The sequence below is a fragment of the Cecembia calidifontis genome (genome assembly GCF_004216715.1).
Lineage (GTDB): Bacteria > Bacteroidota > Bacteroidia > Cytophagales > Cyclobacteriaceae > Cecembia_A > Cecembia_A calidifontis.
The window spans coordinates 2159940-2173052 of sequence record NZ_SGXG01000001.1 but is presented as its reverse complement, the minus strand read 5'-3'; the positions used below and the strand labels follow the sequence as shown (position 1 = coordinate 2173052).

Sequence of the window (13113 nt, the reverse complement as noted above, 5' to 3'; positions counted from 1 at the left end):
AAAACCTCTTTGGAAATTTCAAGCAATGACAAAGCACCAATTATCACTGAAGCGGACAGCAAAACCAGATGAAACCAAAATCTCCTGGACATTTGAATCTTTTTATAAAAATAAGCATTCATTTTTATTTTTAAAATAATAGGTAATGGATTTTGAGCAAAAAAAAACGGCCCGGGTCAAAAACCCGGGCCGTTTTCTCAATTACAATTTTGGAAATCCAAATCAAGTCTATAATCTTATTTTAATGCCGTTAAGTTAAGGAATGTGATTAAATAGATTTGTAATTCATTGAGTATTTCAGTTTAGCTCTGAATTTCCGCTTGAATACCTGGTTTCTTCTTGAATATTCTATTTTGGAAGCGATTTTCTTTACATATTTCTGGATAATCTGCTCCAATTCACCAATTAAATCTCTGATTTTAAGAATCAGGGATTTTGTTTTTGACAATGCATAAGTTTTATTGATTATCAAGGTCCTTGCTGACTTTGATGTCCGTCCTGTTTTGGTTTTTGGCTCCACATCATAGCAAAGAATATTGCAGAGTGATATGATCAGGGTCTTAGCATAGAAGTCCTGCTGGACCGCCCATGCTGTTTTGCCGGAAAAATCAGATACTTCAAGTCTTGATTTGATCAGTTTATATGCTTCTTCTATTCCCCATCTCTGTTTGTACAGGTTTATTAGAGAGGAGGCTGTATATTTTTTCCTGTCCAACAGCGAAGTCGCATATATTGAAATCTTACCCTTCTTATTCTTTTTCTTGATCAGTCTTACGGTCATGGTTTGGGATAACGAGGGATACTTTTCAAGCAGCCATCTGTATTTTGGAGGGAGTATTAATGTATATTCCGCATCAGAGGAACTACTTCGGGAAAAATCTTCGACACATTTCCACCAATTGTCTTTCATCCTGAAAAGAAAGTCGGCCCCTTTTCCTTTCAATTCGAAAAAAAGTCTCAGTGATGCATAATACCTGTCGCACACAAGAAGATCCCCTTCTTTAATATGTCCAAGATGGGCATGACATAGGGTGGCTTCCGAAGTGGTGTAGCTTTCCATACCGGCATCCAGTACAAGGCCGTTGTAAACATCATACAGGTAAGATATCCTGCTCATGTAATGTCCCGCATCCGCATTGGGCCCAAAACCATGATAGCTGAACTTCTCTGACATGGAGGGATGATCCGGGAGTTCAAGTGTTGAACCATCAACAGAAAGCACCCTATGCCCCTTCCATTTCTTGAACTTTGCATGTTGGTAAAAAAGACTGCAGATCAAACCGTTAAGCTTTTTAAAAACTGTATAGCACAGTTTTTTCCTGGCCTGGGTAAATGCACTTTTAGTGGGCGATAAGGAAGATTCCCCAAAAAACTCTTCAAGGCAGATATTAAGTCCTTTGTTGCTCTTTGACAAAATAAAAAGCACAAGAACTTCAAAGGAAAAGAAACGGTCACGAAGAAAATCTTTCACCGAAGTCCTACTTTCGATGATAAATTTTTCATAACTTAGTTTTAACTTGAATTCATTTACAATTAAAGTTTTAAGGCTTCCAGCACTCCCTGCTTTCGGAAGCCTTATTTTATACCTCTAATATAATGAATTTCAGTTAATTAACCACTAACTAAACGGCATTAAATCTTATTTCTTGATTCTTGATTCTTGATTCTTGATTCTTGATTCTCAAGTCCAGCTTCTCGTATCTCGCTTCTAATTTCTCGCTTCTACCTAAGCTTCTTATACTTAATCCTCTTTGGAGTAACATCACCCAAGCGCTTTTTCTTGTTTTCCTCGTAATCGGAGAAGTTGCCTTCAAACCAATATACTTGGGAATCTCCTTCAAAAGCCAGGATATGCGTACAGATCCTATCCAGGAACCAACGGTCGTGGGAAATGATTACTGCGCAGCCGCCAAAGTTTTCCAAGGCCTCTTCCAAAGCCCTTAGGGTGTTCACATCCAGGTCATTGGTAGGTTCGTCCAATAGCAACAAGTTGCCTCCTTCTTTCAGCGTCATGGCCAAATGTACCCTGTTGCGCTCCCCACCCGACAGCACGCCGAGCTTTTTCTCCTGATCGGAGCCCACAAAATTGAATTTGCTCACATAGGCCCTTGCATTGACTTCTTTATTGCCCAGTTTGATCAATTCATTTCCTTCAGAGATAGCCTGATAGACTGTCTTATTGGGATCCAGGTTGTCATGCTCCTGATCTACATAGGCCAGTTTCACAGTCTCTCCTATTTCAAAATGACCCGCATCGGGCTTTTCCTGTCCTGTAATCAATTTGAAGAGGGTAGATTTTCCCGCACCATTTGGACCAATAATCCCCACAATACCACCTTGAGGAAGGCTAAAGGAAAGATTTTCAAAAAGCAATTTGTCACCATAAGCTTTGGACACGCCATTCGCCTCGATCACTTTTGCACCCAACCTTGGCCCTGGAGGAATGTAAAGCTCCAGCTTGGCTTCTTTTTCCTTGGACTCTTCAGAGACTAATTTGTCATAAGCAGAAAGACGGGCTTTCCCTTTGGCCTGTCTTGCTTTTGGTGCCATTCGGATCCACTCCAACTCCCTCTCCAGGGTTTTTTGGCGTTTGGATTCTGTCTTTTCCTCCTGTTTTAACCTTTCCTGCTTTTGTTCCAACCAAGAGGAGTAATTTCCTTTCCATGGAATGCCCTCTCCCCTGTCCAGTTCCAAAATCCAACCAGCAACATTGTCCAAGAAATAACGGTCGTGGGTCACGGCAATCACCGTTCCTTTATATTGCTGCAAATGCTGCTCCAGCCACAAGACAGACTCCGCATCCAGGTGGTTGGTAGGTTCGTCCAACAACAACACATCCGGTTCTTGCAACAAAAGCCTGCATAGTGCCACCCTTCTTTTTTCCCCTCCGGACAGGTTACCGACGATTGCCTCACTCGGAGGAAGCCTAAGGGCATCCATGGCCCTTTCCAGCATGGTATCCAATTCCCAGGCATTGGCAGCATCCAGTTTTTCCTGAACTTCACCCTGTTTTTGGATCAGTTTGTCCATGGCATCCGGATCTTCCATGATAGCAGGATCCATGAATTTCTCGTTGATTTCTTCGAATTCCTTAAGTAAAGCCATAGTGCCGGCAACAGCCTCTTCCACGACTTCCTTTACAGTTTTGGATGGATCCAATTGGGGTTCCTGTTCCAACATGCCCACTGAGTATCCCGGTGACCAGACCACTTCGCCGATGAAGTCTTTATCTTTTCCGGCTATGATCCTCAAAAGAGAAGATTTTCCCGAACCGTTAAGACCCAAAACACCGATTTTGGCGCCGTAGAAAAATGAGAGGTAAATATCTTTTAAAACTTTTTTCTGTGGAGGGTAGATTTTTGATACCCCTGCCATAGAAAATATGATTTTTTCGTTGCTCATAAGTGGATTTGATAGGATTTTTTTAACTATGGTGACAAAGATGGCAAAAAAAGGGCTTTCTTAGGATAAATGCTTTTGAATTAATTAATTTGCAAAAAAATAAACAGGACTACCACGCAACCTATTAAATCGAAATGGAGCATCCATACGGGTACATTAAAGATAACAAGGTTTATCTCAGGGGATTTTTGAATCAGCCGGACAGGGTGATTGGCGAAGTTAAAGAAGATGAAGCTTCTACTATTAAGTATTTTGAAGACAGGTTTGAGTCTTTAAAAGAAAAGATCGAAGCGCTCAAAAAGGACATTGAGGAAAATCAAAACAAAGGTTCCTTTTTGATGAAACTCATTCATCTCAAAGACTCTCTTTTGGAATATGATGCTTTAGGGGATTTTGTACCCCTTATAGAAGACCTGGAAAAGCAACAGGCATTTCTTGAAGATATTATTCAGAAAAACAGGGCCAGAAACCTGGAAATCAAAAAGGGGCTTATTTTGGAGGCCGAAGCGCTTAAAAACAGCACGGACTGGAAAAATACAGCAGAAGAACTCAAAAACATTAAAATGCGCTGGATCAAAACGGGTCCGGTCGAAAAGGAATTTGAAGAGGAAATTGAAACCCAGTTCAATGCTGCTGTAGACACCTTTTTTGAAAACAGGAAGCACTATTTTGAAGGCTTAGCCCTTCAGGCTGAAGAAAACATCAAAGTATATGAGGATTTGGTCAGACAAGCTAGAGAAGCATTTGACAATCCCGATGCAAAAAAAGCTTTCGAAATTTCCAAGAGAATCCAGAAAGAATGGAAGGCTGCGGGCAAAGTACCCGCCGAAAGGAGACAGCCTCTATGGGATGAATTTTCCAAACTGAACAACAGGATCTTCAGTAGATTCAGAAGGACCATGCAATCTGAACCACAGATGAAGCCATGGGAACTGATGAAAAAAATGGAAAGTATGACTGAGGAAATGAAAAAATTGGCGAAAGCTGAAACAAATCCTGAGGTGATTTCGTCTGCCAAGAGGTTACAGGCGGATTGGAAAAAACTTCCCCAAAGGAAACCCCGTGAAGCCAATCTTGTCATGCGTTCTTTCACTTTCTTCTCAGAGGTGGTTTTTGAAAAACTTTTCCTGGATAAACTGGCCCAGAGCAAGTACCAGGACTTTGATAAAAAAGATCCTGCTGAAAAGAAAAAAATCAAGGCGTCCATTCTCAAGGACCTGATCTACAGGGATGAAAATGAACTCGCTACAGTAAAGGAAAATGCGGACAATTTCAGGACCAATGAAGAGGAATTCGAAATCATGCTCAGAAGGAAAATAAGCGCCTTTAAGAGGAAGATCGATGTCAAGAATTTCATACTTAAGGAACTTACAAATAAATATTAAACCAACAGTTGAAAATTTAAAACAATTTCTATTTTTACATGCCGTTAAGGCAAAACATAAACTCTGAAAATTATGTATTGGACACTAGAACTTGCATCTTATCTGGAAGATGCGCCTTGGCCTGCGACCAAAGACGAGTTGATTGATTACGCGATTCGTTCAGGTGCTCCTTTGGAAGTTGTTGAAAACCTCCAGGAACTAGAGGATGACGGCGAGCCTTACGAGAATATCGAAGAGATTTGGCCTGACTATCCGACCAAAGATGACTTCTTCTTCAATGAAGATGAATATTAAAAAAAGCCCTGTTCCTACAGGGCTTTTCATCTTTATAAGCCCAGTGCTTTTTTGAGTTTGGGCAATCCGGTCTTGCTGATGGGAATGTCTTCTCCCGATCTGAGACGGATGCGGAAGGAATCTTTTTCATAGGGCTCAAGCCTGGAAATCTCTGCAAGGTTGACCATATACGAACGGTGTACCCTTATAAACTGAGACGCATCAAGCGTTTTTTCAAAGTGGCTCAAAGTCCTGTTTTTGAGATATTTCCCCTCTTGGGTATGGATATTCACATAGTCGTCATTCGCTTCTAAAAAATGGACATCTTCAATGGGTATGATTTTGATTTCATTCCTCACTTTCAAAACTATTCTGCTCACAGGACCATTTCCTGTTTCTTTCTGCTGTTCGGATGCGCTTCTTTTGCCATCCCTAAACCTCTGCATGGCCTGGGCAAACCTTTTCTTGGAAAAAGGTTTAAGCAGGTAATCAACTGCCATGGCATCAAATGCTTTGACCGCATAATGGTCATAAGCAGTAGTAAATATGATGGCGGGAGGGTTTTCAAGAAGCTCCAACATCTCAAAACCGTTGATTTTGGGCATTTCCACATCCAAAAACACCAAATCCGGTTGTGAATGCTGTATGGCTTTGACACCATCAAAGCCATCATGGGCAATCTGTGCTACTTCAATATCCGGATAGTCCTTCAGGTATTCTTTGATCAATTCAACGGCCAAAGGCTCATCGTCAATGATTACTGCTTTTGTCATAGGGGCTGGGGTATTCTCAAAATTACAATAAAGTCTTTGTCCTGTTTTAAAATTTGGATTAAATCATTCCGGCCAAACATCAGGTACAGCCTCCTTTGGACTGCTTCTAATCCGAAACCGCTCCCTTTAGGCTGACCTGCTTTGGGATCAAATGGATTGGATAAGCGGACCAAAAGGTATCCACCTTCATTTTTTATTTCCAAATGAATCCTTACCTCGTCTCTGGTGCCATAAAGCCCGTGCTTGATGGCGTTCTCTAAAAGCGGCTGAACCATCAACTGTGGGATTTTAAGTCCTTCGACTTCTTTGTCCAAGTTCATTGCTACGGTCAATCTGTCACCAAACCTGACTTTTTCTATGCTCAAAAAAAGCTCGAGCTGTTCAATTTCTTCCAAAACACTGATCCATTTGTTCCCATCTTTCCTGATCGATCCCCTTAAAAATTCCGCCAGATTAAGCACCATTTCCCTTGCCTCCTCCGGTTTTGAGACAATCAATGCATTGATGGAGTTAAGGCTATTGAACAAAAAATGTGGCTGTAGTTGTTGGCGCAAATAATACATCTCCGCCTCCTTGGCCAATTGTAGGGAATTAGCTTCCATTTCCCGGATTTTTCTTTGGTCTTCCAACTTTCCCGCAAACACCAGCAAAACCGCCCAAAACTGGAACATTAAAAAAAAGTAGAAGCCTTTTATAATACCCGTGCTGCTGAGGAAAGCAGCATATTCCTGACTTACTTTGATCATTTGGACCAAAAGAAAAAAGGAAAACCAAGAGAAAAAGGCTGCCATTACAAAGGGTACTGCAATCACAATCCAAAACTGTCCTCTCCTTGGCGTATAATAAGAAAATATATTGCCAAGCATCAGGAAACCCAGGCATATCCATAAAGTTTGAATCCCGGATTCTAATATGGACAATTGGATATCCAGCCCATACCAATTGATAATAATAGCCGTGGCCAATATCCAGGTAAGGATAATGGCCATAGCTTTCAGGATATGCTGCTCAATAACTGAGAGGAAAAGGTTCACCTTTAAAATGATTTGATTTCAAGCCCACCAAAGATCATAGATCCATGAATTTTCAAAACCTTATTGGAATCGGTAGCCGAAGGATTGTAAATCCTTTTATCCTCTACTCCTGCTGCAAAAATGGTCCCCATATTGACCTGCACATCCCAATGCGGAGGCACGACCAGTTTCACTCCCCCGAAAGCAATTTCAACCTGTAAGATCGCCTGTCCATCAATATCCGCCTGACTGAAATCCAGCTCCGTACCTCCAAAAATCGCGGAGGTCTTCCCGCCTTTGAAGTTTTTTGAGAAAATCCTTCTCTGAATGCCTGTGAACAATGCCTGGGCATTGACGACATCCGAACTGTCACCTCCAAACTGGTAAGAAGCCGTAGCTGTTTCTGATGACGAAGCGGATGTCGGATCAGATGGATTATATATCTTTTGATAGGATTTAAAAAACTCCTCATTAAAGCGTTTGTTGTCCTTGCTTCTCTTCAGAATAAGATAGAGCCCAAAAATGATCAGGCCTATCGGCACCAAATAAGGCCTCAACTCAAAGGGAAAATCAAAATGATTCCTTATCAAAAAGAAGGATCCTAAGAGCACCATAAATACCCCAAACCCATTTTGGAAATTATGCCTTGCCAAAATAACCAGGCCTATTGCGATAAGAATCATTGGCCATGAAATGAACCAAACCGGAAACCAGAAACCAAGGGCTTTTAAGAGCAGGACTAAGCCCACCAGCAATATCACCAGACCGGCGGTCAGATCACTGTTGCTTGAAGAAAATTTTTGCTTTGCCATTGTATTATTTGTTTAACCCAGATTGCAGCTATCCGCCTGTAAGTAGCTGTAATTTGGGTATTTCTGTTTTTTTGAGTTCAAGTTTGTGTACTACGGATTTTCTTTTTTTAAACGGTTGATATTTGGCCTTAAGGATGTCGTAGATTTCTTTTAGGTTTTTGTTTGGAACTGTACACTTGCGTGTGGTAATGATTTTGTCATAGGTGTTTTTCCCTGAAGTAGTGATGACCTTTTGTGTGTTGCCTACTCTTACTATTTCACGCCAGCAGCTTTTTATTCCATTCTGTTTGAGCTGGTACCTTACTGTATTGACTATCCAATATGCAAGGATTCCCAGATGTAGATGTGCCATGGCGGCATCATCATTTTTATGGTAAATCGGTCTGAGGTCCAGGTCGGTTTTGAGGGTACGGAAGGCATTTTCTATTTCCCTGATAGTGTTATAGATATTCCAGATGATGTACTCCTCCTGCACGTTCAGGTTTGTCCGTAAAAAATAGACGCCCAGATTATCGGTTTTTGCCTGCTCCCGTTCCGGGTTTTTCTTCCATGACATTGCTGTTGCCTGTTCTGTTTTAGGGTCACTTTCAACAGTGATCTCATAATAATACTGGACTGATGGATACTTTTCTTTGGCCCTCCCGATGCGCTGGTGGACTTTATCGGTTTTTTTGACTCCTCCCTTGCTGTTGAGGGCATGGTGTATTTTTTGCAGCTCCTGTTCAAACCTTTCTTCGAACTGTAGCTTCATACCTTCCTCTTTCTTCTCTTTGGAAGGGCTTTTGACTTCTAAATAATAGTCTGTGTTTTTTTCTGTGGACACGGCTCTGAGTCTGATGTTCTGCTTTGATTTTGTTTCCAGCAGAGTTGTAAGCCTGTCGGGCACATAGCTATAATCCTTGAGTTTTGTCCTGCTTACACAGAGGTAGCTGTATCCTTTGTTCCGGATAAGATGCAGGTTTTCTTCGGTGGCTATGCCCGCATCGAGTACCACTACCGCAGGTCCTGTACAGGTGTGGACGGAAAGCTTTTCAATCATTGCGGCAAGTGTGTTGCAGTCTGCTATGTTTCCTTCCAGGATTGAGGAGTACTTGATAAACCCTTCCACATTCACTACCAGTGCCAGCACAACAAGTTTCGCATCTTTTCTTTTTTCCTTGCTCCTTCCGTATTGTGCCAGCTTACTGTTCGGCTTTTCTCCCTCAAAGTAGGTGTTGGTCAGGTCATAAAGGATGATCTTATCCTGCAGATCAAAGAGTTCATTGGTACGTTTGGAAAGGTGCTTTTCGAGTGAATCTTTGACTTTGTACAGCTCAAGCGCACTTTTGTACAGCTTGTCCTTGGTTATTTTATCCATATCATAGCCCGTAAGCTCACAGACTGCCGAGTTTTCCTTTATCCAACGGACAGTTTTGAGTTCGGAAGCGGGGTATACCGCACGGGATACAACCTGTGTGGCTGCAAGACTGGCATCTTCGGCGCTGAATCCCGCCGAAAGTAATAAAGGTGTAAGCTGTAGCTTCTCCCATGTCCGGAAAGCAATATTCTCAGCTCCTATTTCCCTGGCATTACTGTGCTGGATGGTATCCATATCCACCATCCGTGACAGCTGCTGTTCCGACTTGATATCCAGCTTCTTGGAAGATACGATCCGATTCCAGAAGTCTTCAACATAGCGTCTGACGATTGGATCTTCCTCCAGGTCAAAAAGAGAAGCCTTCTGCTCATACTTCTCGGTAAGGTGTTTCTGTATTTTGTTGAGCTGCTCGGGTGCAGCATCCTCCATGAAACCTATATTCAGGATAGTGCGATGACACACCCTGTTGTCCGCATTACGGTAACTTTCCACCAGCCGGTAGTATCCGCTGAGTATTCCCGTATCGGGATGTTTACGTAAAGAGAACTTGAAATACATGGTGTAAAGTACTGGTATTGAACCCCAAGATGCAATACCCCTTGTGTACTACAAACCGAAAAATGGCCTTATACAGCCCGTAGAAAAAAAATCACGTAGGGGGGTACGGATAATCGGAGCTAAAAAAAAGAAAATTTCCCGAAATTTTCTTTTTTAACCCCTAAAAGCTGCAATCTGGGTTAAGAACAAGACAAAGCTAGGATCTGAAAAATCTTTTTCAGAGCGTGATTAGGCCATCCCAAAGAAAAACTCGGTAAATAGCCCGGTTTGATCGGTGAAAATCAGCCCCTTTTTTTACCGATGAGAAAATCGGCAAATTCCATATCTTCGGGTGTGGTAATCTTTATATTTTCCGGATTGCCGGCAATTAGGTGAACCTGCCATCCCTGATGCTCAAAAACCGTAGCATCATCCGTAAAATGCCCCAATTCCTGGACTTTAAAGGCCTGCTTGATTTTGGAAAGATCAAAAGTCTGAGGGGTCTGTACCAACCTAAAGTACTGCCTTTCCTGGAAGATGGACCTTCCATCATCAGTTAGTTTTCGGATGGAGTCCTTTAGGGGAATTACAGCAATGGCACTTCCCTTTGCTTCAGCTTCCCTAAAACTTTGAAGAATAACCTCCCTGCTGACAAAGGGCCTTACCCCGTCATGGATAGCCACTGTGCCCTGATTTAATTTAAGGGATTCAAGCCCATTTTTTACAGATTGAAACCGGCTCCTTCCACCCGGTACCAAATGATGGGGGACTGAAAAAGCATGTTCCTCACATAATTTTTTCCAGAAAGGAAAATCCGCCTCAGGCAGCACCAAAGTCAGCTCAATCTCAGGATCTGCATCCTGAAACTTCTCCAATGTGTGCATCAGGACCGGTTTCCCCCCAATGGGAAGATACTGCTTGGCTATGGGGCTTCCCATCCTGGTACCACTCCCTCCAGCTACTATCAAGGCATATTTTTTCATAACTCCATTAGTATCCCAGCAAAAGTAGCAAAACACTTCAACAGGCTACTTTTCTAAGGTGAATAAAAAATTAAGCATAAAAAAAGGGGCTGTCCACCCCTTTTATTTTTATAAAATCAACATGGCGTCTCCATAGGAGAAGAACCTGTATTTTTCCTTTACAGCTTCCTTATAAGCCCTCATGATCAGGTCATAGCCACCAAAGGCAGCTGCTGTCATCAGCAGAGTGGATTCAGGAAGATGGAAATTGGTGATCAGCGCATTGGCAATTTTGAAATCATAAGGAGGAATAATGAACTTATCAGTCCATCCACTGCTTACCTTCAGCCTGCCATTGGCCGTCACGGAAGATTCGATAGTCTTCAAAGTAGTAGTTCCTACAGCCACCACCCTTTTCTTGTTATCCAAAGCTTGATTGACCAGTTCAACGGTCTTTTCAGGAATGTTATAATTCTCTGAATCCATCTTGTGCTTGGTAAGGTCCTCCACATCTACCTGACGGAAGGTACCCAATCCAACATGGAGTGTTATCGGGGTTATTTCTACCCCTTTCAGTTCCAACCTTTTCAACAAATGAGGGGTAAAATGTAAACCTGCTGTTGGAGCAGCCACAGCACCCACATTTTTGGCAAAAATGGTCTGGTACCTGTCCCTATCTTCCGGCTCCACTTTTCTCTCGATATATTCTTTTAACAAAGGTGTTTCACCCAAGGAATCAATGGTCTTATAAAATTCCTCATCAGTTCCATCAAACAAGAACCTGATGGTACGCCCTCTTGAGGTAGTATTGTCAATCACTTCTGCCACCAGATCACTGTCTCCAAAATACAGCTTATTCCCCACTCTGATTTTTCTGGCCGGGTCTACAAGCACATCCCATAACCTCAGATCAGCATTGAGCTCTCTCAAAAGAAAAACTTCAATCTTAGCACCTGTTTTTTCTTTGTTTCCATAGAGCCTGGCAGGAAATACCTTGGTGTCATTCATGACGAAAACATCACCATCACCAAAATATTCAATGATATCTTTGAATACCCGGTGCTCGATTTCTCCCGTTTTTTTATGGACAACCATCAGACGGGACTCGTCTCTGTTTTCGGTAGGATATAGGGAAATAAGTTTTTTGGGTAAGTCGAATTTAAAGTCTGATAACTTCATATGGTATGGATAGGTAATTGCTCGCTTTTCGTATAATTTTTATTTTAAAAACTGCAAAGTTAACAATAAAAATCCCGAATTCTACCTATCTTGTCAATTAGTTTTTAACACTTTACAAAAAACTGTGATTTACGTAAAACTTATTTGGGAAAGCATACGCTTTGCTATGCAGGCCCTTAAATCCAATCTTACCAGGACCATCCTTTCCCTTCTTGGGGTTACAGTAGGTATTTTTGCCATCATTGCTGTATTCACCTTGGTAGATTCTTTGGAGAAAAACATCAAATCCAGCTTCAGTTTCTTGGGAAGCAATGTAGTCACCGTGAACAGGTTTCAGTTTGTTGGAGGTCCGGATTATCCCTGGTGGAAGTACTTCAGGCGACCTTATAACACATACGGCGAATATGTTTTCCTTAAGGACAAACTTAGAAATGCAGAAGCGGTAACATTCTCCGCATCGGCCAATACGACGGTACAGTCAGGAAGCAACTCTTACAAGGGCACCAATCTTTCCGGGGTGGTTTTTACATACAAGGATGTCTATGACCTTCCCCTGGAATCCGGTAGATTTTTCACAGAAATGGAAGTCAATGCCAGCAGGAATGTGGCCATCATCGGGGTCAAAATAGCCAACACCCTCTTCCCCGGAAGGGATCCCTTGGGAAAAGAACTCAAAATCAAAGGAAATAAATTTGTGGTCATCGGGGTGTTTGAAGAAGAGGGAGAAGGGCTTTTTGAAATTGCCTCCAAAGATGAAGCAGTGATGATCCCTTACGGCAGCTTTACCAAACTCTATTATGTAGGACAAAATGGGATTGAGCCCAGTATTGCGGTCAAAGGTAAGGAGGATGACATTGGGATGGTCGCTCTTGAAAATGAACTCATAGGCCTTTTAAGGGCAAAAAGGGGACTAAAACCGACCCAAGAGGATAATTTTTCACTCAATAAATCTGAATTTATCATGAATACCATAGGCTCCATCTTCGATGTAATCAGTGCGGCCGGATGGGTCATCGGAGGATTTTCTATATTGGTGGGCGGCTTTGGAATAGCCAATATCATGTTTGTTTCGGTAAAAGAACGGACCAATATCATCGGAATCCAGAAATCCCTTGGCGCTAAAAATTACTTTATCCTCTTCCAATTCCTTTTTGAAGCGGTGTTCCTTAGCCTGATCGGAGGTTTGGCAGGAATCATCATCGTCTATGGCATCACATTTGTCCAACTTGGATCACTCGAGCTGGTCCTTTCTTTTAAAAATGTCATTCTGGGACTTGGCATATCTTCGGCAATCGGAATTGTTTCCGGAATTGTTCCCGCAACCCTTGCCGCAAGACTGGATCCTGTTGAGGCCATCAGGGCGACTTGATGAATTAAAATCGCCTATCAGAAATGGGGATTAAAAAATGCAGCGAGAAGG

At 42.1% G+C, this 13113-nt stretch carries 11 protein-coding genes; 3 read left to right on the top strand and 8 right to left on the bottom strand.

What is annotated here, in order from left to right; all coding sequences use genetic code 11:
• Positions 1-268: 268 nt before the first annotated feature.
• Together BC751_RS09545 and ettA are read right to left on the bottom strand one after the other, a co-directional pair.
• Complete coding sequence (locus BC751_RS09545) at positions 269-1471, bottom strand: IS4 family transposase (protein ID WP_165389799.1); 1203 nt, start codon at positions 1469-1471, stop codon at positions 269-271.
• A gap of 251 nt (positions 1472-1722) precedes the next feature.
• Complete coding sequence (gene ettA / locus BC751_RS09540; protein WP_130275340.1) at positions 1723-3402, bottom strand: energy-dependent translational throttle protein EttA; 1680 nt, start codon at positions 3400-3402, stop codon at positions 1723-1725.
• 134 nt (positions 3403-3536) lie between these two features.
• Between ettA and BC751_RS09535 the strand changes: the two genes are divergently transcribed.
• The gene (locus BC751_RS09535) at positions 3537-4787 is read left to right on the top strand and encodes a DUF349 domain-containing protein (RefSeq protein ID WP_130275339.1); all 1251 of its coding nucleotides are present in this window, start codon (positions 3537-3539) and stop codon (positions 4785-4787) included.
• Positions 4788-4859: 72 nt separating this feature from the next.
• Positions 4860-5081, top strand: coding sequence for a DUF2795 domain-containing protein (locus BC751_RS09530; RefSeq protein ID WP_008625540.1), 222 nt, complete (start codon positions 4860-4862; stop codon positions 5079-5081).
• A 32-nt stretch (positions 5082-5113) separates the two neighbouring features.
• Here the strand turns inward: BC751_RS09530 and BC751_RS09525 are convergent, their stop codons facing one another.
• From BC751_RS09525 to queA, 6 genes are all read right to left on the bottom strand, one after another.
• Positions 5114-5833 carry a LytR/AlgR family response regulator transcription factor gene (locus BC751_RS09525; protein WP_130275338.1) on the bottom strand — a complete coding sequence of 240 codons (720 nt, stop codon included), beginning with the start codon at positions 5831-5833 and terminating at the stop codon, positions 5114-5116.
• On the bottom strand, positions 5830-6867 hold the full coding sequence (locus tag BC751_RS09520) for a sensor histidine kinase (protein WP_207226865.1): 1038 nt from the start codon (positions 6865-6867) through the stop codon (positions 5830-5832). The genes BC751_RS09525 and BC751_RS09520 overlap by 4 nt, the downstream gene beginning before the upstream one ends.
• A 2-nt stretch (positions 6868-6869) precedes the next feature.
• On the bottom strand, positions 6870-7658 hold the full coding sequence (locus tag BC751_RS09515; RefSeq protein WP_130275337.1) for a LiaF transmembrane domain-containing protein: 789 nt from the start codon (positions 7656-7658) through the stop codon (positions 6870-6872).
• A gap of 28 nt (positions 7659-7686) precedes the next feature.
• Positions 7687-9573, bottom strand: coding sequence for an IS1634 family transposase (locus BC751_RS09510; protein ID WP_242617319.1), 1887 nt, complete (start codon positions 9571-9573; stop codon positions 7687-7689).
• A gap of 281 nt (positions 9574-9854) precedes the next feature.
• A complete protein-coding gene (locus BC751_RS09505; protein ID WP_130275336.1) occupies positions 9855-10535 on the bottom strand; it encodes a 2-C-methyl-D-erythritol 4-phosphate cytidylyltransferase in 681 nt (226 codons plus the stop codon).
• Positions 10536-10643: 108 nt separating this feature from the next.
• Positions 10644-11693 carry a tRNA preQ1(34) S-adenosylmethionine ribosyltransferase-isomerase QueA gene (gene queA, locus BC751_RS09500; RefSeq protein WP_130275335.1) on the bottom strand — a complete coding sequence of 350 codons (1050 nt, stop codon included), beginning with the start codon at positions 11691-11693 and terminating at the stop codon, positions 10644-10646.
• A 124-nt stretch (positions 11694-11817) separates the two neighbouring features.
• On the opposite strand from queA, the gene BC751_RS09495 reads away from it, so the two are divergent.
• Complete coding sequence (locus tag BC751_RS09495; protein WP_130275334.1) at positions 11818-13062, top strand: ABC transporter permease; 1245 nt, start codon at positions 11818-11820, stop codon at positions 13060-13062.
• Positions 13063-13113: the final 51 nt, after the last annotated feature.

Bases quoted from the DNA above. Each gene is read 5' to 3' on its own strand.
- ettA (WP_130275340.1), bottom strand. From the start codon at position 3,402: ATGAGCAACGAAAAAATCATATTTTCTATGGCAGGGGTATCAAAAATC.
- BC751_RS09535 (WP_130275339.1), top strand. From the start codon at position 3,537: ATGGAGCATCCATACGGGTACATTAAAGATAACAAGGTTTATCTCAGG.
- BC751_RS09530 (WP_008625540.1), top strand. From the start codon at position 4,860: ATGTATTGGACACTAGAACTTGCATCTTATCTGGAAGATGCGCCTTGG.
- BC751_RS09525 (WP_130275338.1), bottom strand. From the start codon at position 5,833: ATGACAAAAGCAGTAATCATTGACGATGAGCCTTTGGCCGTTGAATTG.
- BC751_RS09515 (WP_130275337.1), bottom strand. From the start codon at position 7,658: ATGGCAAAGCAAAAATTTTCTTCAAGCAACAGTGATCTGACCGCCGGT.
- BC751_RS09510 (WP_242617319.1), bottom strand. From the start codon at position 9,573: ATGTATTTCAAGTTCTCTTTACGTAAACATCCCGATACGGGAATACTC.
- BC751_RS09505 (WP_130275336.1), bottom strand. From the start codon at position 10,535: ATGAAAAAATATGCCTTGATAGTAGCTGGAGGGAGTGGTACCAGGATG.
- queA (WP_130275335.1), bottom strand. From the start codon at position 11,693: ATGAAGTTATCAGACTTTAAATTCGACTTACCCAAAAAACTTATTTCC.